We start from the raw sequence: 24,070 nt of genomic DNA on the forward strand, positions 1-24,070 counted from the left end.
GAGGCCCGCGTATGACGTGGCCGAACGCGTGGCGTGTCTCGGCACTGTTCGTGCGCGAGTGGGTTGGCCGGCCGGCTGCGGTGGGCGCGTTGTGCCCGAGTTCGCGGCATCTGGCGCGCGAGATGGCCGACACGGTGCCGGACGGCGACGGGCTCGTCGTCGAACTCGGCGGCGGCACCGGCGCGATCACCGCGGCGCTGCTCGAACGCGGCGTTGCGCCGCGACGCCTCGTCGTGGTCGAACGCTCGCCGGCGTTCGTGCGGCATCTGCGGCGACGCTTTCCCGGTATCTCGATCGTGTCGGGCGACGCGCGACAGCTCGAACGGTTGTTGCCGCCGGACGCCACGGTCGACGCGATCGTGTCGTGCCTGCCGCTGCGCACGCTGCCGCGCGAGGACGTGACGGCGATCGTCGGTCAATGTCATCGCGTGCTGTCGGCCGCCGGCGTGATGATTCAATTCACCTACGACCTGCGCCCGCCCGGCCGTCACCCGCTGGGCGATTCGTCGTTCGTCGCGTGCGACAGCCGAATCGTCTGGGCCAACCTGCCGCCCGCGCGCATCGTGACCGTGCGTTGCGCCGCCGCATACGCCGGCTGACCGCGCCGGCTTCTGCTTTGCTCGACGCCCCCCGCAGGCGCTAGACGCGCGCGCTGTCCGTCACGTGCACCGCGGGCCGCGACGCAACCCGCTTGATGAAGCGGTCGAGCGGCGTCGCATAGCCGCGTGCGATGACCGCACTCAATGCTGCCGACAGCGCCAGATAGGCGACCAGCAGCGCGAGCTTGTCGTCGCCATGCGTGGCAGACGGCGGCCAGAACGTGCGCAGCGCGCCGAGCACGATCAGATGGAACAGATACAGCTCGTAGCTGAGCCGACCGCTCCAGCGCAGCGGCGCGAGCAGGCGGCCGTGAGCAGATGCGTGTTTCGCATGCGCGCCGATCAGCAGCACGGCCGTGCCGAGCGCCATCGCGGATACGCCGAGCACGTGGCTTTCGGCGATCGGCCACGCGAGATAGAGCGCCGTCATCGCCGTTGCCGCGAGCCATTGCACGGGCGCGGCCGCGAGTCCCTGCCAGCGCGCGCGTTCGGCGAGCAGCGCGGTGCAGCAGCCGATCGCGATGCCGTCGAAGCACGCGAAGTACGCGTACAGGAAGCCGCCTTCGTCGCCGGGATGCGTGTAGCGATACACGGGACCGGTCGCGGCAATCAGCAGCCAGAACGCGAACAGCCGCGTGTCGCGACGCAGCGCGATGCACAGCAGCGGAAACGACAGGTAGAACACCTCTTCGACCGACAGCGACCACAACACGCCGAGCGCGTAGTTGACCCATCCGTATGCGCCGATCAACACGTTCATCCAGAACGTGAGCGACGCCAGGTTCACGAGCCAGTACGACACGGCGATGCCCTGCGGCGCATGGTTCGTGAAGATCGGCACGCCGGCCGCCGCGAGGCCGTCGACGAGCGCGAGCAGCAGAAGCAGGCACGGGACGATCCGCGCAATGCGCGACACGTAGAACGCACGCACGTCGAGCGCACCGAGGCTGCCCCAGCGGCGGCGCGCATTGGACGCGATCAAGTAGCCCGAGATCGCGAAGAACATCGTCACGCCGTAGTTGCCGTTGCGCACGATCGCATGGACCGCGTCCCAGCCGAGCACGCGCGCGAGCGCGGTGTCGCGCAACGGATACGCGATGTTGAAGTGATGCAGCAGGACGAGCAGGATCGACACGCCGCGCAGCAGGTCGATGCGGGCATTGCGGGGACCGGCGCTCATTGTGGCCGGGCCGGTTCGGCGAGCGTCGGCAGCGCCGCGAGGAACGTGTCGCGCGAGCGCAGGCCCGCATTCGGCGTTTGCCGCTCGTCGTCCTGGATCAGGTTCGCGAACACCAGCGTGCGCGGCCCTTTCGTCGCCCAGCCGACGAACCAGCCGTACGCGTGCGCAGCATCGTACCGGGAGCCCGGCGAGCCGGTGCCGGTCTTGCCGTGCACGGTCCAGCCGCCCGGTTGCGCGTCGATCAGCGTGATGCGCTCGGTCATGTCGTATGCGTGTGCGCTGACGGGCAGCGTCCGCTGCGCGATCTTGCGCATGAACGCGACCTGTTCGAGCGGCGAGATCCGTAGCGACGAATTGACCCATGCGCCCATCACGCCGGGGAGTTCGCCCTGCTGGCTGGTGACGTCGGCGTTGCCGTAGCCGAATGCGCTCGTGTACTGCTGGAAGCGTCCTTGCCCGAGCGCCTGCGCGACCTGCTCCGAATACCAGAAGATCGACAGCTTCATCCAGCGCGCCGGGTCGGTCGGTTCGCGCCACGGCGCGCCGCCCCAGTCCGGGTAGCCGGCGTGGAAGTCGAGCGTGGGCGTGTGCGCGTCCTTCAGCACGCCGGCGTCGAAGCCCATCAGGCTGATGGCGACCTTGAACGTCGATGCCGGCGTCACGCGAGTCGTGCAGTCGCCGTGCTGCACGAGCATCTTGCCGGTGGTCGCGTCGGCGACGACGGTGCAGACGGGATGGGCGTGAGAGGACGCGGCGGCCAGCAGGCCGGCGAAGACGAACAGCGTGTCGCGCCAGTGTTTCAAGTGCAGCTCCTTGGAAAGCATGCGGAAGGTGTGCGGGATGGGCGGGAAGCGGGAGGAAGGCCCGTGCGCAATCGAAGCGACGGCCGGCATCGGAGATGAGGTCTATTGCAGCCGTCGGGATGGGCCACAGTGTATCGGCGGATCGCCGGCTGCTGACCTGTCATGGTTGACGGGGCACGCGTGCGGCCTTCGCCGTTACCGCGGCTGCGGTCAGGGGCTGCCCGTGGTTGCGACGCGTTACTGGTCCGGCTCCAACCCGAAGTGCAGGAGCGTTTCCCGGCGACAACGTGCTTCCGCGTCGGCTACCGAGATGACGCTCAGCGTGCTCTTCGATCGGTCGATCGGCCCCACGTCGAAGACTTTTCGTTGCGGTGGCGCAGGCGAGTGGAGAACCGGCAGGGTATCGCGCGCGACGGTAGCCGTATTTGAAGCATGCGTGTGTCCATCACGACGTTCGTGCGTGACGAGCCCGGCAATGAGTGGCTTGAACTGCGAGAAGCGAATGGGACGATTGGCGTTCGGCGCGCGACGGCGTCCGGCCGTGGGCTTCGTGATCCGGAATCCGGCGATTGAACGGTGTTTCTGAGTCGTCCGTATATCCCTTTTTCGATCAAGTATCGTTGCAGCGCCAGGACGGACGCGCCATCAGGCACAACGTTGAACGTCATCACGCGATGCGATCCGGCCGCGCGCCAGAAGTCTCGCCCGGAGCGCGTCGCGTAAAGCGCACGCAGAGACCGAAGCGATCCGTCGGCCAGTCCGACCGGATAGCCCTGAAAATACTGGAACAATGCGGCCTCGTCGCCATGCGGGCCGGGAATGGGCGCATCGAAACCCAATCGTGGCCACGCGTGATACCCGCACAGCCGACGCCCACCGGGCTCGGGTGGCGCTTTACGGCCGCCTATTGCGAATGCGGTGATCCGCGCGATTTTCAACCTATCGCACGCCCTGACGATCCGCCACGGCATCGCCGCACCGAGCCCGACGACAGCGTTATCGGCGAGATCGACGGCCCCGAGTTCGGGTAGGGACGCGTCGTGGGTTTGAAGCACGGATACGCGGTTCTCCGATCGGATCAGTCCCGGATGGGTGACGGAGAATGTCAGTCGATTCGTGCTATCGAGATACACCTGAATATCCGACCCGGCAGGTGTGCCGCACAGCGAAACCGGCAGTTCGTCCGGCACGTCGCCGTCCAGGCCGAGGCGCGCGGCGATATCCAGATCGTTGCGATCGACCGTGAGCCGATCGTCGAAGTACGGCATCTCGTATGGCAGGACGCGACTGAGATCGACGCGCTGGACGATCATGGCTGCAGGCGACGAGTGGAAAGCACCCAGCATATCGCCGCGAACCCGGCGGGCCGAGTCCACCAAACGGCTGATCGGCGTCGAAGGGATTGCCCGACGGCGCAAGCGCGACGTGCGGGGCGCGATCCCTGCACATGCATGCCGTTTTTTGCACGACCGACCCGTTTTTTTGCACGGCGTTGATACGGCCTCTTCTAAGCTGGGCATGTGTCGAACAGCCGAGACGGCCTCCGTCCGCGCCATGACGTTCATTCATCCCTTTCCCACGTTCGATGTCACCGGCCGCCGGTTGCGCGCCGGCGCGCCCGCCAACGTCGTGCCGTCCCCGCCGCCGCGCCCGCGCGTGCAACTGCCCGTCACGCTGACGGCCGACTCCGTCGACGCCGCGCACGCCCGGCTTGCCGCGTTGCTGCATTCCCCGCTCGGCGTGTACGTCGTCAGCGCCCGCGCCGTGCGCAACGTGATCCACGTGCAGTTCGACATCGCGCCGGAAGACCTGGATTTCGCGCTGCACACGCTGATCGCGCAGCAAGTCGACGCGGTGATCGGGCCGGTCGCGCGTCGACTATGCGTCCGGCCCGCCGTCCGTTGAATCGGGAACGGCGATTGCTCGGCTAATCCGCCGCCGACTCGCCCGCCGCCGTGCTGTCCGCCGGCTGGCGACGGCGGACGTTTGTGCGCTGCGTCGAACGCGGCGCTACCCCTGAACAGGGAGGGCCTATGTACCTTACGGAAGAAGTGCGTATTGCGCGCCCGGCTGCCCGTCGCGCGCATACCGCGGCGTTGCCGTCGGGCAGGCAGCTTGCCCGGCAGTTGATGGTGACGGTTCGCGCGGCGGACGTGCTGCTGCGCCAGGCGATTCGCGTGCCCGATCGCCATCAGTGGTCGGTCGACGCCGAACGCGTCGATGCGGCCGGCGGGCCGCTTGCCGCGTGGGATTCCCACGTGACGTTCCGCATCGTCAAGGCATTCGCGCCGGCGTTCGATGCGGACGCGTGCGCGGCCGACCCCGATCAAGCGGCGGTCGAGATCCGATTGTTTCTTCCCGAACAGGCTTACGTCGCCGAGCGGCGCATCGGCGTCTTCGGCCGACGGCACGGCCAGCGGTTCAGCGCGACGCTGTCGGTCACGTCAGGCTCGCAGTGGGGCGGCCGGCGCAGCGAGCACGTTCCGCCGGCCGGGCGGTACGTGCATGGCGACACGCTGGAAGCGCTCGTCGATACGGTCGCCGGCATCGTCAATGCGGCGTTGCGCGCGGACTGGCATGGGTGACCTCGTGGCGAGCGGCCGCCGACGGGCTCACGCGTCGCCGGTCTGCCCGGTCTGCCGCTGCAGGTCTTCCATCAACTGTTCGGCGAGGAAGTCGCACGGCGGCCGTTTCGACTTCGTGCTGCGCGCGAGAATCAGCTCGAGCGGCGGCAGGTCGGGCAGACCGTGCGAGCGGCCGAGCATCGACAGTTGCGCGGGGATCGCGCAGCGGGCGAGCGGCGCGACCGCGAGGCCGGCCTCGACCATGCTGAGCAGCCCGAGCAGGCTCGGGCTTTCATACGACGTCCGGTACGGCACTTTCGCGCGTTCGAGGCTGCGGATCGCGTTCTCGCGCGCGACGCTGCCCGGCATGAACACCGCGATCGGCAGCGGCCGCTCCTCCCAGACGCGCGGCCCGTTCGTCATCGCGGCCCACGCCATCGGCTCGTGGCGGATGAAGTCGCCGGTGAGCCCCTTGATGCGCGTCCCGCAGACGAGATCGACGGTGCCCTCCTTGATCAGCGGCGCGAGCGCGCTGCTCGGCAGCCCCATCACCTGGATCTCGACCTTCGGGTAGGTCGCGGAGAATTTCTTCAGCACCGACGGCAGCAGCGACGACGCATAGTCGTCCGGCACGCCGATCACGACCTTGCCGGTCACTTCCGGCCGCACCACGGCCGCCCATGCCTCGTCACGCAGCGCCAGCATTCGCCTGGCGAACCCCAGCAACACCTCGCCCTCGCGCGTCAGCACGATGCTGCGCGGCTTGCGCACGAACAGCGGCCGGCCGATCGCGTCTTCCAGGCTCTTGATCTGCATGCTCACGGCCGACTGCGAGCGGTTCACGGCCTCGGCCGCGCGGGTCATGTTGCCGGTTTCCGCGACGGCGACGACGGTGGCCAGCACGTCGTGATCGAGCATCTTCATGGGTATCAGGAAAACTGAACGTAACGATCAGCATTATGCGTTTTTATTGTTGCTGTGTGTCTGCCATAGTGCGATCACGCTGGCGTTTCGCCCGAGGGGGCGCGGCGATCGGGCCGGACGATCCGGCGGGCGGGACTGAACAGGAAAGCGTGGTGAATCGATGATGGACCATCCGTTGCGCGCCGCACTGGCCGCGGAATTGCATGCCCGGCCGTTCCTGCGGCTCGCCGAAGCCGTGTCGCTCACGCATTACGCGATCTACGCGGACGGCCAGCCCGACATCCACGAAACGCTGCTGCACGCGCTGTGCCGCGAGACCGGCATCGACGCGCCGCACGAAGGCGCGACGCACTACGCGGTGCAGTCGCCGTGCGGCTGGCACCTGAAGTGGGAGCGCCACACCGAATTCTCGACCTTCACGTTCGTCGCGCCGCGTCGCGACACCGGTTATTTCGACGATCTCGCGATCGACGGCATTCCGGCTGCGTGGTTCGCGCGGCTCGCCGGTATCCGGTTCGTCGCGGTGCGGATGGAACTGCTGTCCGGCGACGCCGCGCGGCGCGTGTGCGGCGACCTGCGCCGCTGGATCGACGGGCCCGCGCTCGTCGGCAGCAACGTGCTCGGCGGCGGCAAGGTGTTCTGCGACTGGCACGTGCGCGACGATGGCTTCATGCGTTTTCTGGTGGTCGACGACGATTTCCGCGAGGAGCAGGGCGGCCGGCTGTTGCAGCGCCTGTACGAAATAGAAACGTACCGAATGATGGCGCTGCTTGCGCTGCCCGTCGCGCGCCGGATGAGCCGCGAGCTCGACGAAATCCACGCGGCGCTGCATGCGCTGATGCAGCGGATGGACGCGAGCGGCGCCGATGGCGACGACACGGCGCTGCTCGTCAAGCTCACGCATCTCGCGGTGCGGGTCGAATCGTTGTCGGGATCCGGCGCGCGCTTCAGCGCGTCGCGCGCGTATGAAAAGCTCGTGCTGGCGCGCATCCACGAGTTGCGCGAGGAGCGTATCGAAGGGATGCCGACGATCGCCGAATTCATGGAGCGGCGCTTCGCGCCGGCGATGGAAACGTGCCGCAGCGTATGGGCGCGCCATGAACAGATCGCCGCGCGGATCGCACGCGCGGTCGACCTGTTGCGCACCCGCGTGAATCTCGCGCAGGAAAAGGACGTCACGCGGCTGCTGGCCGGCATGGAGCGCACCGCGCGCAACCAGCTTCATTTGCAGCACGCGGTCGAAGGGCTGTCGGTGGCCGCTATTTCGTACTACGTGCTGTCGCTCGCGACCGCGGCGTTCAAGGCGCTGCACGTGATGAACCTGCCGGTCGATCCCGAACTGGCGGAAGGGCTGCTGATCGCGCCGGTCGTGTTCGCGGTGATTCACATCACGCGGCGCACGCGTGCGCAGCTTGCGCGGTCCGAGGCGGCGCATGACGGCGCGCCGGTGCCTGCGGCGGCGTTGAAGCAGGCTGGCTAGAACATCAACGACATATCAACGCAAAGGAGTGGAGATGACTTTTTCGCGGAATCAAGCGGGGTTTTACAGCGGTTTCGATGCCGTGTTCGACGAGCCGGTGCCGAACGATGCCGGTGTGCCGGAAGCGGCGCGCGTGACGTCGTATCAGGCCGTGCTGCAGGAACCGATGACGTCGCTCGTCGGGAATACGCTCGATCGGCCGGAGGTCGCGGCGGTGGCGATTCTCGGGTACAACTGACGCGCGTTTCGTTCGCATCGTTTCGACATAACGCCGGCGTGTCATTCGAGCGAAACGCCGGACGTCCGAGCGGAACGGCCTTGTCTTCCGTTCCGTGTGATTGCATTCAGCCGGACGCCTTTTGCGCGTCGCACGAGCGCTGCCTTCCCTCTTCGATCTTTCCGCCCCTGTGCGAGCGCCAGTTCGACGAACGCACGCGCGGTCGCACTCCGATACGCGCCCTTGCGCTGCAACAGCACGGCCGTGACGATCGGCGTGATCGTCGTGAACCGGATGATGATTGCGCACGAGCGGTGCCGGATGGCCGACTTGAAGGCGACGTTCGCAGCGGCGCGAACGCATGACGCCCCGCGATATCGAGCGACCATCACGCGTCGCCACGGAGCATGACGACGCGCTATAGTCGTGCGACGCCGGTCGCAGATGCCCCACGCCCGGTGGTCCTTTCATGCACGTGTTCGCCTCGATGACAGCCCATCCCGACGTTACCCTTCAATTGACCGACACCGAGCAACCGGCCGCCCGAGACTTCATCAGCCGCAAGCTCGGCGAATTCAACCACGCGATGACGGGGCGCGCCGATACGGCGGCGCTCGACGTTTACGTGACCGACCCCGCGACCGGCGACGTATTGGGCGGTCTCACCGGCCGCACGTCGCTCGGCCTGTTCTTTATCGATCTGTTCTATCTGCCCGAATCGCTGCGCGGCGGCGGCTTCGGCAGCCGATTGCTGCGCGAGGCCGAAGTGGAAGCGAAGCGGCGCGGTTGCGCGCGTGCGGTGCTGTACACGATCTCGTTCCAGGCGCCCGATTTCTATCGAAAGCACGGTTACGAGACGTTCGGCGAAGTGCCGTGCGAGCCGGAAGGCGCGGCGCGCGTGTTCATGGTCAAATTGCTTTGAAGCGGTTCGCGTTGCGCGGCAAGCACGCTCGCGCAGCGCGAAAGTCGGCATCCGGGCGTCGGCATCGGGCGTCGGCATCGGGCGTCGGCATCGGGCGTCGGCATCGGGCGCGGGGCGGGCATCGCTGAATGCCCGCCCCGCGCCGGCGGGGACCGGCCTCGTACGAACCCGCACGGGGCGCATGCCACGCGTATCAGCAATGCTCCAGCGCGTACGACAGGTCGGCGATCAGGTCGTCCGGATGTTCGAGCCCGACCGACACGCGAATCAACCCTTCCGACACGCCCGCCGCTGCGCGCGCCTCGGCCGGCACGCCCGAATGCGTCGTCGACGCCGGATGGCAGATCAGCGACTCCGTGCCGCCGAGACTGACCGCGGACTTGAAGAGCGTCAGGTGGTTGATGAACCTGAATGCCTGCTCGCGGCCGCCGTCGAGGATGAACGCGAACGTCGAGCCGGGCCCGCTGCACTGACGCTGGTAGACGGCCTGGTAGGCCGGATCGTCGATGAGCTCGGGGTGCAGCACGCGCACCGGCCGATGCGGATTGTCGGCGAGCCAGCGCGCGACGGCGCTGCCGCTGCGCGCGGCCTGCTGCATGCGCAGCACGAGCGTTTCCATCGAGCGCGTGATCATCCACGACGAATGCGGGTCGAGCTGCGAGCCGAGCGTGCTGCGGAACGCGCGGATCTTCGTGATCAGGGCACGGGTGCCGGTGACGCCGCCGGCGACGAGGTCGCTATGCCCGCCGATGTATTTCGTCAGCGAGTACACGCTCAGGTCGATGCCCTGGCGCGACGGCTTCTGGTACAGCGGCCCGAGCAGCGTGTTGTCGCAGACCGACAGCGGGCGATAGCCGTGGCGTGCCTCGAACGCATCGATCTCGCTGCGCAGCCCTTCGAGGTCGAACAGCGCGTTGGTCGGGTTGGCAGGCGTCTCGATGTAGCACATCCGCACGTGCCCCTTCTGCACGGCGGCTTCGAGCGCGGCGCCGATCGCCCGGGTGGACAGCCCGTCGGCGATCACCCCGGAGCGAATGCCCCACTCGGGCAGGAACTTCGAGATCAGCGTTTCGGTGCCGCCGTATAGCGGCACGGACTGGACGACGCAGTCGCCCGGCCGCAGGAAGGTCAGCAGGATCGCGGCGATCGCGGACATGCCGCTCGACGTCACGACGGCGGCTTCGGAATCGTCGAGCAGCGCGAGGCGATCCTCGACGATCTCGAGGTTCGGGTGATTGAACCGGCTGTAGACGAGGCCCGCGCTTTCACCTTCGGGCAAAGGCTTGCGCCCGGCCACGACGTCGAAGAATTCGGCGCCGTCCTCTGCGGTGCGGAACGCGAACGTCGACGTGAGGAACACGGGCGGCTTCACCGACCCTTCCGACAGGAAAGGATCGTAGCCGTACGACATCATCTGGGTTTCGGGATGGAGTTCCCGGTCTGCAATCTTGCGCTTGTGGTAGTTGCGATAGGCCATGCAGTGCTCCGTGCGGGGTGGTGAGGAACGGCCGTTGCAGCGGTGGCATGACGCGTGCGGCGCCGGGTAGGCACCGTTTGTCGCGACCGCGTGTGGCGATACTACCCCGAAGGCGCTGCTTCGTGACGCACCCCTGACACTATCGTCAGGGTGCGGCCCGCCCGACGATCATGTCGTAGAGCGCACGCGCCGCGGGCGACAGTTGCGCATTCCTGCGCGTGACAAGCACGAGCGTGCGCGACACCGACGGCTCGACGAGCTCGATCGTGCGGATCATCGGATACGCGTTCTTCTGGATCGCAAGCTTCGGCACGACGGCCGCGCCGAGCCCTTCCGCGACGAGCCCGAGCGCCGTCGAACTGCGCTGCACCTCGTAGAACGAATGCAGCGACACGCCGCTCGTCTTCAGCGCGCCCTCGAGCAGCCCGCGATTGCCGCTCACTTCGCCGGCGAAGATCAGCGGATGCGGCTGCAGCGCCGCCCAGCGGATGCGCCGCCGCTTCGCGAGCGGGTGATCGTCGCGGCACACAAGTACGTAAGGATCGTGCGTGAGCGGCACGCTGACGAGTTCCGGGTGCTGGTCGCCGGCGATGCTGATGCCGAATTCCGCCTCGCGCCGCAGCACGGCCTGCAGCACCGACGCCGACGCGTGATCGAGAATCTTCACGCGATCGTGCGGCCGGCGCCCGGAGAACGCGCGCAGGATACGCGGCAGGTACTGCACGCCGACCGTTGGCACGCACGCGATCGTGACGTCGCCGCGCTGGCTCAGGCCCGTCTCGCGGATTTCGGTCAGCGCGTCCGACAGTTCGTTCAGCAGCCGGCGCGCCTGCGGCAGGAAACGTCGGCCGATCTCGGTCAGCGTGGTGCGGCGCGTCGTGCGTTCGACCAGCGCGACGCCGAGATACGCTTCGAGCTTGCGCAGCCGCTGCGTGATCGCCGTTTGCGTGACGTGCAGCGTATCGGCTGCCTGCCGGAAGCTGCCGCCGTCGGCGATCGCGACGAAAGCCTGGACACCGAGCGTATCGATCTTCATCAGAATTTTGAATCAATCACGATATTAAATTCATTTTACTGAAGGTCGCCGGCCGTCGCAGAATGCGCTGCATCGACGGCCCGTTGCATCTCGTGCGCGGATGCGCCGCCGCTCCCCTGTCGACAAGGAGATTCATCGTGACGCCCCCCCTCGATCAATATGCGAACCAGTACGTGCAGTTCGAGGACGAACGCACGCGGCCGGTGCGCGACCTGCTGGCTGCCGTGCCGAACACGCCGATCCACACCGCGATCGATATCGGTTGCGGGCCCGGCAATTCGACGGAAGCGCTGATCGCGCGCGCACCGGACGCGACGATCCATGGGATCGACGCGTCGGCGGACATGATCGCGGCCGCGCGCAAGCGCCTGCCGGCGCTGCGTTTCGACCTTGCCGATGTCGCCGCCTGGGACGATCCGGGCGGCTATGACCTGATCCTGTCGAATGCGGTGCTGCAATGGGTACCTGCGCACGACACGCTGTTCCCGATGCTCGTCGGCCGGCTCGCGCCGGGCGGCCATCTCGCGGTGCAGATGCCCGACAATCTCGACGAACCGGCGCACCGGCTGATGCGCGAAGTCGCCGCGGCCGGGCCGTGGGCCGACAAGCTGAAAGGCGCGGCGCGCACCGAGCGGTTCGATGCGCGCTATTACCATGCGCTACTCGCGCCGCTGTGTTCGCGCGTGGACGTGTGGCGCACGATCTATTACCACCCGCTGCGCGGCGGCGCGGAGGCGGTCGTCGAATGGTTCAAGGGCAGCGCGCTGCGGCCGTTTCTCGCGGCGCTCGACGCGTCGGAACAGCGCGCGTTCGTCGCGCGCTATCGCGATGCGCTGGCCGGGCCGAACGGTTATCCGGTACAGGACGACGGCACGGTGCTGCTGCCGTTTCCTCGCCTGTTCATCGTGGCGACGCGCAAGTAACGCGGCAATGCCCCAGTATTGACGCGACGGATCGCGGTGCGTCAGCGCACCGGCTGCACCGATGCCGGGTCGACCGTGCGGCTTCGCGCGATCTGCCCGTCGCGCAGGTCCTTGTACCAGAACAGTGCGACTTCCCCGGCATGCTCGCCACCGGCGTACAGGAAGCGATCGTGGCCGCCGAGCGCGAAGCCCGCGCGCGCATACGTCGAGCACGCGGCGACGTTGTTCGCCTGCGTTTCGAGCCGCATGAAGCCGAACCCGTAGCTGCGCGCCCACGCTTGCGCGGCCGCGAGCAGGAGCTGCCCGATGCCCTGGCGCCGGCAGTGGCGGTCGACGGCCAGTTCCGCGATCTCGGCCATGCCGTTCCAGCTTTCCTCGATCGCGACGAACCCGGCGAGCCGTTCGCCGGCCGTCGCGCGAAAGAGCGCCGTTCGGCCCGACGCTTCGCTCGCCCAGCCGGCCGGATCGAAGCCGTAGTCCTTGCGCCGCGGCGGCAGCGCGCGAAGATCGAGCAAGTCCTGAAACGGTGCGTTCAGTTCCCACGCGATGTCGAACGAGAAATCGCATTCGTCCAGTTCGTCGGCGGCAAGCGCGATCGCCGGTTCGATGCTGATGTGTTCGGCTTGATCCATAGGTCGGTGTCCTGTCTTCGCCGGGATGGCGTGATGGTATCCGTGATGCAATCGTCGGTGCGATGAACACGCGCCGCATCGCGTCCTTGTCGTTGCTTCGTTCATTGCGCCGGGACGCCGACGCAGCGGCTCGGGTCAGCGCGGGATGGCCGGCGGTGCGCCACCGTCGTGCGATCCGGCGGCGGGGAGCACGGCGGTGGCCGAACCCCACGCGGCGAGTTCGCGCTTCGTGCGTACGCCGAGCTTCGCGAATGCGCGCTTCACGTACGACTCGGCCGACGCGACGCGCACGCCGAGAATGTCGGCGGTTTCCGGCACGGTCTTGCCGGAGAGCAGATGCTTGCAGGTTTCGTATTCGCGTTTCGACAGCTTCACGCCGTCGGCCGCGAGCCGCGCATCGAATTGCGCGAGCGGATGGACGTCGGGCGTCGCGTGCGCGATGCGCCGCGCGGCGGTGGTCGACGCATGCAGTTCGAGCAGCGGAAACAGCATGTCGCTGATGCTGCGAAAGCGGTTCATCTCGGCGAGCGTGAAAGGCGGCCGGTCGCGGCCGCGCTCCAGCGCGATCGAATGCTGCGAATAGCGGGTGCCGCGTGCGAGCACGCATTCATGCCCGATATGCACGTCGTCGAACAGCCGCTGGCGGAATTCGCCGGGCGGGATCGCCGCGATGTCGCGCACGACGAGCATCGTGCCGGTCTTGCCGCGCAGCCCCGCGAACAGCGGGTCGCTGTCGAGAAAGCGCTCGTAGTAGAGCGTCATCACGTCGGAGATTTCGGTGGACGCGGCGCCGATGCCGCCGCTGCCGATCCATTCGCAACGGTAGCCGGTGGGCATTGTGCCGTCGACGCGCGAGCGTTCGACGTGCGCGACGTCGAGCGGCACGATGTCGTTCAGCAGTTGCGTGAGGCGCGGCACGAAGTGCGGCGTGCCGACCGTCTCGATCAGGTCGCCCAATGCCTTGAACGACACGTTGAGGCGATCGTCGTCGCGATGGATGGAGTTCACGTTGAGCAGCATGCGGTTCCGAAGGGCCTGTTCCGCCCGTGACGCGCGTTCCATTGATACGAAAAAAGAAGGGGTTGGGCGGCCATGGGAAGGGCCATCCGTTCGCTCCGTAGAACGTCGCGTGTCACCCCGAAGCGGGCATACCGGGGAAGTGTAAACGAGTCACTGGCCTTCGCCGTTTCCGCGTGCGCCTACGCGTCGATACGCTCCACCTTGCCGACGAGCAGCCCGTACGACAGACTGCCCGCGAGCGCCATCGCGGCGATGTAGGTGATCGCGCGCGAGAAGTCCGCGCCGTCGACCAGCAGCCCGATCACGATCGGCGTTGCAATCGCGGACAGGTTGCCGATCAGGTTGAACACGCCGCCCGTGAGGCCGATGAGCCGCGCGGGCGCGAGCCCCGACACGAGCGACCACGTGATCGACGCGAAGCCGTTGCCGAAGAACGCGATCGTCATGAACGCGATCACCCAGCCGGTGGAGCTCACGTAGTTCGCGCCGACGATGCAGGTCGAGATCAGCAGCCCCGAGATGATCGGCAGCTTGCGCGCGAAGCCTTGCGAGGCGCCGCGCCGCATCAGCCAGTCCGACAGCACGCCCGAGCTGAGTACGCCGACGAACGCGGCGAGGAACGGCAGCGACGCGAGGAAGCCCGACTTGATGAAGTCCATCCCGCGATACTTGACGAGGTAGGTCGGGAACCATGTGAGGAAGAACCACAGCGTCGAGTTCAGCGCGAACTGGCCGAGGTAGATGCCCCACAGCTTGCGCCGGCCGAGCACGACGCCGAGGTCGCGCCACGTCGACGGCGCGCGTTCGGTGCGCGCCGCGATGCGGTCCTCGAGATCGACGAGGCCGCCGCCGTCGCGGATCAGCGCGATTTCGGCCGCATTGACGCCGCGCAACGCACGCGGCTCGCGATACACCGCATACCAGATCGCGGCCCATGCGATCCCGGCGAGACCGGTCGCGACGAACACCATCTGCCAGCCGAGATACGCCTGCAGCCACGCGAGCACCGGCGTGAGAAACGCGAGGCCGACGAACTGGCCCGACGTATAGCCGCCGATCGCGCTCGCGCGTTCGCGGGTCGGAAACCACGTCGTCACCACGCGGTTGTTGATCGGGTAGGCCGGCGCTTCCAGCGCGCCGACCGCGAGACGCAGCACGATCAGCCCGACGAACGAACCGGCGAAACCGAGCAGCAGCGTCGCGGCCGACCACAGCGCGAGCGCCCCCGCATACAGCACGCGCGGCGACACCTTGTCGACGAGCCAGCCGCCCGGAATCTGCATCAGCGCATAGGTCCAGCCGAACGCGGAGAACACGAGGCCCGCGCGGACCGGATCGATGTGCAGTTCCTTGAACAGCTCGGGCGCCGCGATCGACAGATTGCTGCGGTCGAGATAGTTGATCACGACCGTGACGAACAGCAGCGCGAGGATCAGCAACCGTTTGCGGCTCGGCGGCGTGGCCGGGGCTGTGGCCGCGGCTGCAGTCGCGCGGGCGGCGGATAGGGATTCGGACGAGGCGCCGACATGCGCGGATGGCTGCTCCGGCGGGTGGGCATGGGTGCGTGACGTGGATTGGGCCACGGTCGTCTCCTGTGTTCTATGCGCCGGCCGGCGCTCGCGAACGAGGCAGCCGGATCGAATGGCGTTGGGGCGAACGTTAGAGCCGTGGCGCGGCGTGCGTCAACATCTGGACAGGCATCCCTATTAATGGGAAGTTGGGCGTTCAGTATGTGGGAATGAGTGCAGGCGGGCCGGGGGTAGCGTCGTGGCGAAGGACAACGAGCGGACGGTCGGTCAGCCGTGCGTGCTGTCGTCACGATAGCCGCTCTTGCCGACGAAGATCTCCTTCAGCGCGGCGCGCAGCGTGACCGGATCGTATAGACCGGGCGCGAGATGGATCACGTAACGCGTCTGGCCGTCGAGACGCGCGGCGACGCCGGGCTCGATCTCGACGTCGATCGTATCGTCGGTCAGCCGCACCGACAGATCCTTGACGCGTACGTTGAGCTGGTCGCGCACCATCACTTCGATCAGCGTGTCGTCCGGAAAGCGCGACAGCGCGAAGCAATAGTCCTGTTCCGCATCGTGACAGTAGATGTTGGCGAAGCTTTCGTCGTCGTCGAGGTCGGACGTGGCCGCGCCGACGGTAGCGTGAAGTTCCATGAACGTGGTTCCTGCTGAAGGGTTATTTGTGAGCGTGCATCGTCGTTTCGGGTGCAGCCGCGGTGTCGGGTATCGCATCGGCCAGCACATCGCGCGCCTTCAGCCACAGCCCGAATTCGCGCATCACGTCGACCACCGGCCGCAGCCGGTCGCCGTCGGCGGTGAGATCGTACTCGACGCGCACCGGCACTTCCGGGTAGACGGTGCGCCGCACGAGCCCCGCGTCTTCCAGCGCGCGCAGGTCGAGCGTCAGCATGCGCTGCGAGATGCCCGGCATGTCGCGCCGCAGGTCGCTGAAGCGGCGCGGCCCGTCGAGCAGATACGACACCAGCAGCAGCCGCCAGCGGCCGCCGAGCAGGCGCATCGCTTCTTCAACGGAACATCCTGTCGCACTCGTTTTCATCGCGCCGAATCCTGGTCGGTAAATTTTTTGTGACTACGGCACAAACGACTGCCGTCTTCTCAGCACCGCGCCGATGCGAGATATTAGCGCCCGCGTCGCGGCGAATCGATAGATGGACAACCCACGAAGGAAACACATGAAGCTTTATCACGCTCCCGGCAGCTGTTCGCAGGCGATCTGCATCGTACTGCGCGAAGGCGGATTCGACGCGGAGATCGTCAAGGTCGACGCGCGCAAGCATGTCGTCGATGGCGGCCGCGATTACTACGACGTGACCGAACTCGGCTACGTGCCGCTGCTCGAACTCGACGACGGCACGATGCTGCGCGAAGGGCCGGTGATCGCCCAGTATCTCGCGGACCAGCGCCCGGAAGCCGCGCTTGCGCCCGCTTACGGCACACTCGCGCGCTACCGGCTGATGGAATGGCTGAACTTTCTCGGCACCGAGATCCACAAGGGCTTCATCCCGCTGTTGTATGCGGTGCAGGCGGGGAAGTACGTCGAGCCCGTGCGGCAGAAGCTCGACGGCCGCTTCGCGTGGATCGACCGCCAGCTCGACGGCAGGACGTTCGTCACCGGCGACACGTTCACCGTCGCCGATGCGTACCTGTTCGCGCTGACCGGCTGGGGCAAGGCCGACTGGATGCGCTCGGTGTACAACGCGGAAATCGACCTGAGCCGGCATGCGCATCTGCGCGCATGGTACGAGCGGGTGCGCGAGCGGCCGGCGGTACAGGCCGTGCTGGCGGCGGACAACCTGCTGCGATGACGCGCGACGGCCGTGGCGACGCAGCGCCATGCCGCAACAGCCCGCGCTATAATCGCCGCCATGAAACTGCTTCGGACCTTCATCCTGCTGCTGCTGTGCGCGGTGCTGCCCATCACTGGGCTGGCAGCCAGCGGCCTGACCGGCGAATGTCCGATGCAGCAGACGATGTCGATGGAGGCGGACACCGGCATGAAGATGGCCATGTCCGCCGACATGCGCGGCTGCGATTCGATGCAGCCGTCCTCCGCCGATCACGCGAAGGCCAAAGCCAAGGGCATGGCCTGCAAGGTGACGGCCCAATGCCAGTTCGGCAGTCTCTACCACCCGGCAGCCCGCGCCGACGTCAGTCGGCCCGCTGCATTCGCCAGCACGATCGTCTTCCACTACACGCAGTCCGTCCCGGCGCGCGACCCGAACGGGTTGTGGCGCCCGCCACGCATCAGCTGATCCCGATTTGACCGGTTCGCCGCGCACGCGGTGAGGTTCGTCCTGCGCGCAGGACGTGGAATCCCTTTGGGTTCCGATTTGGGGTTACACCATGTCATTCGCTTTCCGCACGCCGCGCATGCCGCGTGCATGTCGGCGCGCGCCCGTACCGTGGGCCGCGCTGCTGATGGCGGGCGCCGTTCACGCGCAGCAGTCGCCGCTGACGCTGGACGCCGCGCTGCAGTCCGCCACCGATCGTTCCGCGTCGATGCAGGCCGCGCAGGCTTCCGTGCTCGCGCGTTCCGAAGCGGCCGTCAAGGCCGGCCAGTTGCCGGACCCGATGCTCAAGGCCGGCATCGACAACCTGCCAATCAACGGCGGGCAGCGCTTCACCGTCGGCCAGGATTTCATGACGATGCGCCGCATCGGCATCGAGCAGGAATGGGTGTCCGGAGACAAGCGGCGGCTGCGTACCGCGCTCGCCGACGAACAGGTCGGCCGCGAGCGCGCCGGCTATCTCGTGCAACTGGCGGCCGTACGCCGGCAGACCGCGACGGCGTGGCTCGATGCCATCTATGCGAAGCAGGCGCTCGCGCTTCAGCAGGCGCTGCTCGGTCACATGAACCATGAACTCGACGCGACGCAGGCGTCGTATCGCGGCGCGAAGGCGAGCGCGGCCGATGTCGTCCAGGCGCGGGCCATGCTCGCGCAGACGCAGGACCAACTGCTGAAGGCGCAGCAGGTCTACCAGACCGCGCTCATTGCGTTGTCGCGCTGGACCGCCGTGCCCGTCGACGATGTCGCGGGCACGCCGCCCGCACCGGTGTCGTTCGTGTCGTCGTTGCCGCCCGATGAATTGCGGCTGTCGCAGCCGGCGCTCATCACGGCCGCGGACGATATCGCCGTCGCCGAGGCCGATACGGCCGTCGCGAACAGCGAGCGCAGCCCGAACTGGACGTGGGAAGTCGCGTACCAGCAGCGCGGCGGCGCGTATTCGAACATGGTGTCCATCGGCGTGACGATCCCGCTGCCGCTCGATCGCAAGAATCGCCAGAACCGCGACGTGGCCGAGAAAGCCGCGCTCGCGACGAAGGCGCGCCTGACGTACGAGGACACGCTGCGCCAGGTGCAGGCCGATATCCGCACGCAGTCCGCGACGCTCGCGAGCGGTCGCGCGCGCATCGCGCATCTCGGCGACGCGTTGCTACCGGCCGCCGATCAGCGCGTGCAGCTCGCGGCGGCGGCATACCGCGCCGGCACGGGGTCGCTCGCCGACACGTTCGCCGCGCGGCGTGCACAACTCGACGCGCAGTTGCAGGTGCTCGATCTCAGGCGCGAGGTCTCGCAGACCTGGGCGCAACTCGAATATCAGGTCGTGCCGTCGGCGACGGCCGCCGCGCAGTGAAGGAGACGCTCATGACAAGGCAATCACTGATGCGTGCGGCGCTGATCGCGTTCGCCGGTGCGGCGCTCGCCGGCGCCGGCTATTTCGCGGGCGTTCGCCATGCGACGCGCGGCGCGGCGACGGCCGCCATGCCCGCCGCCGCGCCGTCGGGCGTGCCGGCTCAGCAGGCCTCGCGCAAGGTGCTGTACTGGCATGACCCGATGGTGCCGAACCAGCACTTCGACAAACCGGGCAAATCGCCGTTCATGGACATGCAGTTGCAGCCCGTCTATGCGGACGAAGGCGGTGCCGCGGCGGGCATCCGGATCGATCCGGGCCTGCAGCAGAACCTCGGCATTCGCTATGCGACCGTGCGCCGGCAGCAGACGGCGGCCGGCTTCGACGCGGTGGGCACCACGCAGTTCGACGAAGCGCGCGCGGCGGTCGTGCAGTCGCGCGTGACGGGCTACATCGATCGTCTGTATGCGCGTGCGCCGATGCAGCGCATTGCGAAGGGCGCGCCGGTCGCATCGCTGTTCGTGCCCGACTGGCTCGCGCCGCAGGAGGAGTATCTCGCGCTGAAGCGCGGCGGGATGGACGGCAGCCTGCTCGATGCGGCGCGCGCACGGATGCGGGCGCTGTCGATCCCGGACGCGATGATCGCGGCCCTCGATCGCACCGGCCGCGCGCAGACGCACGTCGTGCTGAGCGCGCCGGAGAGCGGCGTCGTCAGCGAGCTGAACGTGCGCGACGGCGCGATGGTCGCGCCCGGTCAGACACTCGCGAAGATCGCCGGGCTGTCGACGCTGTGGCTGATCGTCGAGGTGCCGGAAGCGCTCGCCTTGAACGTGCAGCCGGGGATGTCGGTCGACGCGACGTTCGCCGTCGATCCGGCCCGGCATTTCAGCGGCCGCATCCGCGAAGTGCTGCCCGGCATCAGTACGGGTAGCCGTACGCTGCAGGCGCGGCTGGAGATCGACAACGCGTCGCTGAAGCTCACGCCCGGCATGCTGATGCGCGTGAAGGTCGCCGCGCAGGAGAAGGCGTCGCGCCTGCTCGTGCCGTCCGAGGCGGTGATCGCGACCGGCCGGCGCACGATCGTCATCGCGAAACTTGGCGACGGCCGGCTTCAGCCGGTCGCGGTGACGGTTGGCAACGACGTCGGCGGCGACACGGAAGTGCTCGGCGGGCTGAACGAAGGCGACACGGTCGTCGCGTCGGGGCAGTTCCTGATCGATTCGGAAGCCAGCCTGAAAAGCGTGCTGCCGCGGCTGGAGCGGGCGGCAGGCACAAGCGCGGCCGCCTCATCCGCGACGGCAACCGCGCCGGTCTACGAAACCACCGGCAAGGTGGAGAACGTCACGGCCGACGACATCACGTTCTCGCATCAACCGGTGCCGGCGCTCGGCTGGGGCGCGATGACGATGGCGTTCGGCAAGCCGTCGGCGCACGCGTTTCCGGACGTGAAGCCGGGCCAGACCGTGCGTTTCGCGTTCACGCAGACCGATGACGGTTACCGACTGACGAAGGTCGAGCCGCAGGGAGGCGAGCGATGATCGCGCGAATCATTCACTGGTCCGTCCATCACCGGTTTCTGGTGCTGCTGGCCACCGTGCTGCTCGCGGCATGGGGCGTGCAGTCGCTGCGACAGACGCCGCTCGACGCGTTACCCGACCTGTCGGACACGCAGGTGATCGTGAAGGCGTCGTATCCGGGCAAGGCGCCGCAGGTCGTCGAGGATCAGGTGACCTATCCGCTGACGACGACGCTGCTCGGCGTGCCGGGCGCGAAAACCGTGCGCGCGTACTCGTCGTTCGGCGACGCGTTCGTCTACGTGCTGTTCGACGACCGCACCGATCCGTACTGGGCGCGTTCGCGCGTGCTCGAATACCTGAGCCAGGTGCAGAGCCGCCTGCCGGCGGGCGCGACCGTGTCGCTCGGGCCGGATGCGACCGGCGTCGGCTGGGTATACGAATACGCGCTCGTCGATCGCACCGGTCACCACGATGCCGGGCAACTGCGCGCGCTCAACGACTGGTTCCTGAAGTTCGAGCTGAAGGCCGTGCCGGACGTATCGGAAGTGGCGAGCATCGGCGGCATGGTGCGCCAGTACCAGGTCGTGCTCGATCCGGACAAGCTGCGCGCGTACGGCATCACGCAGGCGACGGTCGCGGAGGCGCTCGGCAAGGCCAACCAGGCCTCCGGCGGCTCGGTCGTCGAGCTGGCCGAGTCGGAGTACATGGTGCGCTCGTCCGGCTACCTGCGCACGCTCGACGATTTCCGTCACGTCGTGCTGCGCACCGACGACACCGGCACGCCCGTCCTGCTCGGCGACGTCGCGCGCATCCAGGTCGGCCCGGCGACGCGGCGCGGGATCGCGGAGCTGAACGGGCAGGGCGAGGTGACGGGCGGTGTCGTCGTGATGCGTTCGGGCAAGAACGCGCTGACGACGATCGACGCGGTGAAGGCGAAGCTCGCCAACCTGAAGCGCTCGCTGCCGCCCGGCGTCGAGATCGTCACGACGTACGACCGCTCGCAGCTGATCGAGCGCGCGGTGGACAACCTCAGGGACAAGCTGATCGAGGAATTCGTGATCGTCGGGATCGTGTGCGCGGTGTTCCTGTTCCATCTGCGCAGCGCGTTCGTCGCGATCCTGTCGCTGCCGCTCGGCGTGCTGGCGGCGTTCATCGTGATGCGCTACCAGGGCGTGAACGCGAACCTGATGTCGCTCGGCGGAATCGCGATCGCGATCGGCGCGATGATCGACGCGGCGATCGTGATGATCGAGAACGCGCACAAGCATCTGGAAGCATACGACCGCGCGCATCCCGGCGAGCCGATCACCACTGCGCGCCGTTGGGAAATCGTCGCGGCGTCGGCCGCGGAGGTCGGGCCGGCACTGTTCTTCTCGTTGCTGATCATCACGCTGTCGTTCGTTCCGGTGTTTTCGCTGGAAGGGCAGGAGGGCAAGCTGTTCGCGCCGCTCGCGTTCACGAAGACCTATACGATCGCGGCCGCCGCCGGGCTGTCGGTGACGCTGGTGCCGGTGCTGATGGGCTATCTGGTACGCGGCCGCATTCCGCCCGAGCACGCGAACCCGATCAACCGCGCGCTGATTCGCCTGTACCGGCCGCTGCTCGAAGCGACCCTGCGGCGCCCGTGGGCCGCGATCGGCGTCGCGGTCGTCGCGCTCGTGCTGACCGCCGTGCCGTTGTCGCGGCTCGGCAGCGAATTCATGCCGCCGCTCGACGAAGGCGATTTGCTGTACATGCCGACCGCGCTGCCGGGCATCTCGGCGGACAAGGCGAGCGAGTTGCTGCAGCAGACCGACCGGCTGATCAAGACCGTGCCGGAGGTCGACACCGTGTTCGGCAAGTCGGGCCGCGCCGATACCGCGACCGACCCGGCGCCGCTCGAGATGTTCGAGACGACGATCCGCTTCAAGCCGCGCAGCGCGTGGCGGCCGGGCATGACGCCGGAGAAGCTCGTCGACGAACTCGACCGGACGGTGAAGGTGCCGGGCTTGTCGAACGTATGGGTGCCGCCGATCCGCAACCGGCTCGACATGCTGTCCACCGGGATCAAGACGCCGGTCGGCGTGAAGATTTCCGGGCCGGACCTGGCGGGGATCGACGCGATCGCGACGCAGGTCGAGGCAGCCGTGAAGCGCGTGCCGGGCGTGACGTCCGCGCTCGCGGAACGGCTGAACGGCGGCCGCTACATCGACGTCGACATCGACCGGCTCGCCGCCGCGCGTTACGGGCTGTCGGTGGCCGATATCCAGTCGGTCGTGTCGTCGGCGATCGGCGGCGAGGACGTCGGCGAAGTGATCGCCGGGCGCGAGCGCTTCCCGATCAACATCCGCTATCCGCGCGAGATCCGCGATTCGCTCGAGAACCTGCGGCAACTGCCGATCGTCACCGCGCGCGGCGCGCAGATCCGCCTCGGCGACGTCGCGCACGTCGCGATCGCCGACGGGCCGCCCATGATCCGCAGCGAAAACGCGCGGCTGTCCGGCTACGTGTACGTCGATCTCCGCGGTACCGATCTCAGCACGGCCGTCCGTGCGATGCAGCAGACCGTCGCGCAACAGGTCGCGTTGGCGCCCGGCTATTCGATCGCGTGGTCGGGTCAGTTCGAGTACCTCGAACGCGCGGCGGCGACGCTGCGCACCGTCGTGCCTGTCACGCTCGTCGTGATCTTCGTGTTGTTGTTCGTCACGTTCGATTCGGCGGCCGACGCGTTGCTGCTGATGTCGACGGTCCCGTTCGCGCTGGTCGGCGGGTTCTGGCTCGTATGGGCGCTCGGCCATGCGGTGTCCGTCGCGACGTCGGTTGGTTTCATCGCACTGGCCGGCGTGGCCGCCGAATTCGGCGTCGTGATGCTGCTGTACCTGAAGGGCGCGCTGCAGCGCCGGCTCGATGCCGGCGAACCGCTGACCGATGCGTTGCTGCTCGACGCGATTCGCGAAGGCGCGGTGTTGCGCGTGCGGCCGAAGGCGATGACGGTCGCCGTCGTGCTCGCCGGGCTCGTGCCGATCATGATCGGCCACGGCGCCGGCTCCGAAGTCATGCAGCGCATCGCCGCGCCGATGGTCGGCGGCATGGTCACGGCGCCGCTCTTGTCGATGTTCGTCATTCCCGCCGCGTGGCTTCTGCTTCAGCGCCGTCGTGCGCGAAGCGCGGGCCGCGCGCGGCATTCCGATGCAGTTCCTTCCGGCACGAACGTGCCATCTATCCCAACCGGAGAATCACGTTGAAGATGAATCAATTGATCGCTACTGCCACCGCTGTCGTCGCGCTGAGTGCGTTCGCGGTACCGGCGTTCGCCGCCGGCGAGATGTCGGGCATGGACATGTCCGGCATGAAGATGTCGTCGGACGGTGCGGCGGAATCGAATGCCGCGCTGACGGACGCCGAAGTGAAGAAGGTCGATGTCGCGAGCGGCAAGATCACGCTGAAGCACGGCGCGCTGGAGAACGTCGGGATGCCGCCGATGACGATGGCGTTCAAGGCGAAGGACGCAGCGATGCTTGCGCAAGCGCATGCAGGCGACAAGGTCAAGGTGCGGATCGAGAAGGTCGACGGTACGTTGACGATCGTCAAACTCGTCAAGGGTTCCTGATCGTCCGGATGCGGGCGTTGCC

24 protein-coding genes are annotated in these 24,070 nt (G+C 67.6%); 13 read left to right on the forward strand and 11 right to left on the reverse strand.

Annotation, left to right across the window (positions count from 1 at the left end):
- Positions 1-11 precede the first annotated feature (11 nt).
- A complete protein-coding gene (locus HWX76_RS23525) occupies positions 12-599 on the forward strand; it encodes a methyltransferase domain-containing protein (protein ID WP_050017647.1) in 588 nt (195 codons plus the stop codon).
- 40 nt (positions 600-639) lie between these two features.
- Here the strand turns inward: HWX76_RS23525 and HWX76_RS23530 are convergent, their stop codons facing one another.
- The 3 genes from HWX76_RS23530 to HWX76_RS23540 form a co-directional block, all read right to left on the reverse strand.
- Positions 640-1,779, reverse strand: a complete 1,140-nt coding sequence (locus HWX76_RS23530; RefSeq protein WP_176016408.1) for an acyltransferase — start codon at positions 1,777-1,779, stop codon at positions 640-642.
- A complete protein-coding gene (blaOXA, locus tag HWX76_RS23535; RefSeq protein WP_124631813.1) occupies positions 1,776-2,582 on the reverse strand; it encodes an OXA-1043 family class D beta-lactamase in 807 nt (268 codons plus the stop codon). Before blaOXA ends, HWX76_RS23530 begins: the two co-directional genes overlap by 4 nt.
- A 317-nt stretch (positions 2,583-2,899) precedes the next feature.
- The gene (locus HWX76_RS23540; RefSeq protein ID WP_244138004.1) at positions 2,900-3,895 is read right to left on the reverse strand and encodes a hypothetical protein; all 996 of its coding nucleotides are present in this window, start codon (positions 3,893-3,895) and stop codon (positions 2,900-2,902) included.
- A 241-nt stretch (positions 3,896-4,136) separates the two neighbouring features.
- Between HWX76_RS23540 and HWX76_RS37030 the strand changes: the two genes are divergently transcribed.
- Together HWX76_RS37030 and HWX76_RS23550 are read left to right on the forward strand one after the other, a co-directional pair.
- On the forward strand, positions 4,137-4,487 hold the full coding sequence (locus HWX76_RS37030) for a hypothetical protein (RefSeq protein ID WP_050017652.1): 351 nt from the start codon (positions 4,137-4,139) through the stop codon (positions 4,485-4,487).
- Between the two features lie 128 nt (positions 4,488-4,615).
- On the forward strand, positions 4,616-5,167 hold the full coding sequence (locus HWX76_RS23550) for a hypothetical protein (RefSeq protein WP_124639404.1): 552 nt from the start codon (positions 4,616-4,618) through the stop codon (positions 5,165-5,167).
- A 27-nt stretch (positions 5,168-5,194) separates the two neighbouring features.
- Here the strand turns inward: HWX76_RS23550 and HWX76_RS23555 are convergent, their stop codons facing one another.
- Entirely contained in the window at positions 5,195-6,070 is an 876-nt protein-coding gene (locus tag HWX76_RS23555) for a LysR family transcriptional regulator (RefSeq protein WP_027782171.1), read from the reverse strand.
- A 160-nt stretch (positions 6,071-6,230) separates the two neighbouring features.
- Between HWX76_RS23555 and HWX76_RS23560 the strand changes: the two genes are divergently transcribed.
- From HWX76_RS23560 to HWX76_RS23570, 3 genes are all read left to right on the forward strand, one after another.
- Entirely contained in the window at positions 6,231-7,550 is a 1,320-nt protein-coding gene (locus HWX76_RS23560; RefSeq protein ID WP_124631812.1) for a DUF3422 domain-containing protein, read from the forward strand.
- 34 nt (positions 7,551-7,584) lie between these two features.
- On the forward strand, positions 7,585-7,788 hold the full coding sequence (locus tag HWX76_RS23565) for a hypothetical protein (RefSeq protein WP_050017655.1): 204 nt from the start codon (positions 7,585-7,587) through the stop codon (positions 7,786-7,788).
- Positions 7,789-8,254: 466 nt separating this feature from the next.
- The gene (locus tag HWX76_RS23570) at positions 8,255-8,689 is read left to right on the forward strand and encodes a GNAT family N-acetyltransferase (protein ID WP_050017693.1); all 435 of its coding nucleotides are present in this window, start codon (positions 8,255-8,257) and stop codon (positions 8,687-8,689) included.
- Positions 8,690-8,882: 193 nt separating this feature from the next.
- On the opposite strand, the gene HWX76_RS23575 is transcribed toward HWX76_RS23570, so the two are convergent.
- Together HWX76_RS23575 and HWX76_RS23580 are read right to left on the reverse strand one after the other, a co-directional pair.
- Entirely contained in the window at positions 8,883-10,166 is a 1,284-nt protein-coding gene (locus HWX76_RS23575) for a cystathionine gamma-synthase family protein (protein WP_176016409.1), read from the reverse strand.
- A 145-nt stretch (positions 10,167-10,311) separates the two neighbouring features.
- Entirely contained in the window at positions 10,312-11,202 is an 891-nt protein-coding gene (locus HWX76_RS23580) for a LysR family transcriptional regulator (protein WP_089488966.1), read from the reverse strand.
- A gap of 137 nt (positions 11,203-11,339) precedes the next feature.
- Between HWX76_RS23580 and tam the strand changes: the two genes are divergently transcribed.
- The gene (gene tam, locus HWX76_RS23585; protein WP_124631811.1) at positions 11,340-12,125 is read left to right on the forward strand and encodes a trans-aconitate 2-methyltransferase; all 786 of its coding nucleotides are present in this window, start codon (positions 11,340-11,342) and stop codon (positions 12,123-12,125) included.
- Between the two features lie 41 nt (positions 12,126-12,166).
- Here the strand turns inward: tam and HWX76_RS23590 are convergent, their stop codons facing one another.
- The 5 genes from HWX76_RS23590 to HWX76_RS23610 form a co-directional block, all read right to left on the reverse strand.
- Positions 12,167-12,757 (reverse strand): GNAT family N-acetyltransferase, encoded by a 591-nt coding sequence (locus HWX76_RS23590; protein WP_124639396.1) that lies wholly within the window; start codon positions 12,755-12,757, stop codon positions 12,167-12,169.
- 135 nt (positions 12,758-12,892) lie between these two features.
- Positions 12,893-13,777, reverse strand: coding sequence for a helix-turn-helix transcriptional regulator (locus HWX76_RS23595; RefSeq protein ID WP_176016410.1), 885 nt, complete (start codon positions 13,775-13,777; stop codon positions 12,893-12,895).
- Between the two features lie 179 nt (positions 13,778-13,956).
- Complete coding sequence (locus tag HWX76_RS23600) at positions 13,957-15,360, reverse strand: MFS transporter (protein WP_176016411.1); 1,404 nt, start codon at positions 15,358-15,360, stop codon at positions 13,957-13,959.
- A gap of 213 nt (positions 15,361-15,573) precedes the next feature.
- Complete coding sequence (locus HWX76_RS23605; RefSeq protein WP_176016412.1) at positions 15,574-15,942, reverse strand: hypothetical protein; 369 nt, start codon at positions 15,940-15,942, stop codon at positions 15,574-15,576.
- 22 nt (positions 15,943-15,964) lie between these two features.
- Positions 15,965-16,345: a helix-turn-helix domain-containing protein gene (locus HWX76_RS23610; RefSeq protein ID WP_050017663.1), complete on the reverse strand. Its 381-nt coding sequence runs from the start codon at positions 16,343-16,345 to the stop codon at positions 15,965-15,967.
- A 136-nt stretch (positions 16,346-16,481) separates the two neighbouring features.
- Here HWX76_RS23610 and gstA point away from each other — a divergent pair, with 136 nt between their 5' ends.
- The 6 genes from gstA (at position 16,482) to HWX76_RS23640 (ending at position 24,048) form a co-directional block, all read left to right on the forward strand.
- Positions 16,482-17,114, forward strand: a complete 633-nt coding sequence (gene gstA, locus HWX76_RS23615) for a glutathione transferase GstA (protein ID WP_124554324.1) — start codon at positions 16,482-16,484, stop codon at positions 17,112-17,114.
- A 60-nt stretch (positions 17,115-17,174) separates the two neighbouring features.
- A complete protein-coding gene (locus HWX76_RS23620; protein ID WP_176016413.1) occupies positions 17,175-17,561 on the forward strand; it encodes a hypothetical protein in 387 nt (128 codons plus the stop codon).
- 91 nt (positions 17,562-17,652) lie between these two features.
- Entirely contained in the window at positions 17,653-18,945 is a 1,293-nt protein-coding gene (locus HWX76_RS23625) for a TolC family protein (protein ID WP_089488969.1), read from the forward strand.
- Positions 18,946-18,956: 11 nt separating this feature from the next.
- Positions 18,957-20,480: an efflux RND transporter periplasmic adaptor subunit gene (locus HWX76_RS23630; protein WP_124631806.1), complete on the forward strand. Its 1,524-nt coding sequence runs from the start codon at positions 18,957-18,959 to the stop codon at positions 20,478-20,480.
- Complete coding sequence (locus HWX76_RS23635) at positions 20,477-23,683, forward strand: efflux RND transporter permease subunit (protein WP_176016414.1); 3,207 nt, start codon at positions 20,477-20,479, stop codon at positions 23,681-23,683. The genes HWX76_RS23630 and HWX76_RS23635 overlap by 4 nt, the downstream gene beginning before the upstream one ends.
- Positions 23,680-24,048 carry a copper-binding protein gene (locus tag HWX76_RS23640; RefSeq protein WP_089488971.1) on the forward strand — a complete coding sequence of 123 codons (369 nt, stop codon included), beginning with the start codon at positions 23,680-23,682 and terminating at the stop codon, positions 24,046-24,048. The genes HWX76_RS23635 and HWX76_RS23640 overlap by 4 nt, the downstream gene beginning before the upstream one ends.
- Positions 24,049-24,070 lie beyond the last annotated feature (22 nt).

The organism is Burkholderia sp. BCC0398 (assembly GCF_902833245.1).
GTDB lineage: Bacteria > Pseudomonadota > Gammaproteobacteria > Burkholderiales > Burkholderiaceae > Burkholderia > Burkholderia sola.

What these genes read in the sequence shown, in the direction of transcription:
- HWX76_RS23625 (WP_089488969.1), top strand. Translation starts at nt 17,653, where the DNA reads ATGTCATTCGCTTTCCGCACGCCGCGCATGCCGCGTGCATGTCGGCGC.
- HWX76_RS23565 (WP_050017655.1), top strand. Translation starts at nt 7,585, where the DNA reads ATGACTTTTTCGCGGAATCAAGCGGGGTTTTACAGCGGTTTCGATGCC.
- HWX76_RS23575 (WP_176016409.1), bottom strand. Translation starts at nt 10,166, where the DNA reads ATGGCCTATCGCAACTACCACAAGCGCAAGATTGCAGACCGGGAACTC.
- HWX76_RS23530 (WP_176016408.1), bottom strand. Translation starts at nt 1,779, where the DNA reads ATGAGCGCCGGTCCCCGCAATGCCCGCATCGACCTGCTGCGCGGCGTG.
- HWX76_RS23620 (WP_176016413.1), top strand. Translation starts at nt 17,175, where the DNA reads ATGAAACTGCTTCGGACCTTCATCCTGCTGCTGCTGTGCGCGGTGCTG.
- HWX76_RS23550 (WP_124639404.1), top strand. Translation starts at nt 4,616, where the DNA reads ATGTACCTTACGGAAGAAGTGCGTATTGCGCGCCCGGCTGCCCGTCGC.
- gstA (WP_124554324.1), top strand. Translation starts at nt 16,482, where the DNA reads ATGAAGCTTTATCACGCTCCCGGCAGCTGTTCGCAGGCGATCTGCATC.
- HWX76_RS23555 (WP_027782171.1), bottom strand. Translation starts at nt 6,070, where the DNA reads ATGAAGATGCTCGATCACGACGTGCTGGCCACCGTCGTCGCCGTCGCG.
- HWX76_RS37030 (WP_050017652.1), top strand. Translation starts at nt 4,137, where the DNA reads ATGACGTTCATTCATCCCTTTCCCACGTTCGATGTCACCGGCCGCCGG.
- HWX76_RS23605 (WP_176016412.1), bottom strand. Translation starts at nt 15,942, where the DNA reads ATGGAACTTCACGCTACCGTCGGCGCGGCCACGTCCGACCTCGACGAC.
- HWX76_RS23525 (WP_050017647.1), top strand. Translation starts at nt 12, where the DNA reads ATGACGTGGCCGAACGCGTGGCGTGTCTCGGCACTGTTCGTGCGCGAG.
- HWX76_RS23630 (WP_124631806.1), top strand. Translation starts at nt 18,957, where the DNA reads ATGACAAGGCAATCACTGATGCGTGCGGCGCTGATCGCGTTCGCCGGT.
- HWX76_RS23580 (WP_089488966.1), bottom strand. Translation starts at nt 11,202, where the DNA reads ATGAAGATCGATACGCTCGGTGTCCAGGCTTTCGTCGCGATCGCCGAC.
- HWX76_RS23570 (WP_050017693.1), top strand. Translation starts at nt 8,255, where the DNA reads ATGACAGCCCATCCCGACGTTACCCTTCAATTGACCGACACCGAGCAA.
- HWX76_RS23560 (WP_124631812.1), top strand. Translation starts at nt 6,231, where the DNA reads ATGATGGACCATCCGTTGCGCGCCGCACTGGCCGCGGAATTGCATGCC.
- HWX76_RS23595 (WP_176016410.1), bottom strand. Translation starts at nt 13,777, where the DNA reads ATGCTGCTCAACGTGAACTCCATCCATCGCGACGACGATCGCCTCAAC.
- HWX76_RS23540 (WP_244138004.1), bottom strand. Translation starts at nt 3,895, where the DNA reads ATGATCGTCCAGCGCGTCGATCTCAGTCGCGTCCTGCCATACGAGATG.
- HWX76_RS23590 (WP_124639396.1), bottom strand. Translation starts at nt 12,757, where the DNA reads ATGGATCAAGCCGAACACATCAGCATCGAACCGGCGATCGCGCTTGCC.
- HWX76_RS23610 (WP_050017663.1), bottom strand. Translation starts at nt 16,345, where the DNA reads ATGAAAACGAGTGCGACAGGATGTTCCGTTGAAGAAGCGATGCGCCTG.
- HWX76_RS23635 (WP_176016414.1), top strand. Translation starts at nt 20,477, where the DNA reads ATGATCGCGCGAATCATTCACTGGTCCGTCCATCACCGGTTTCTGGTG.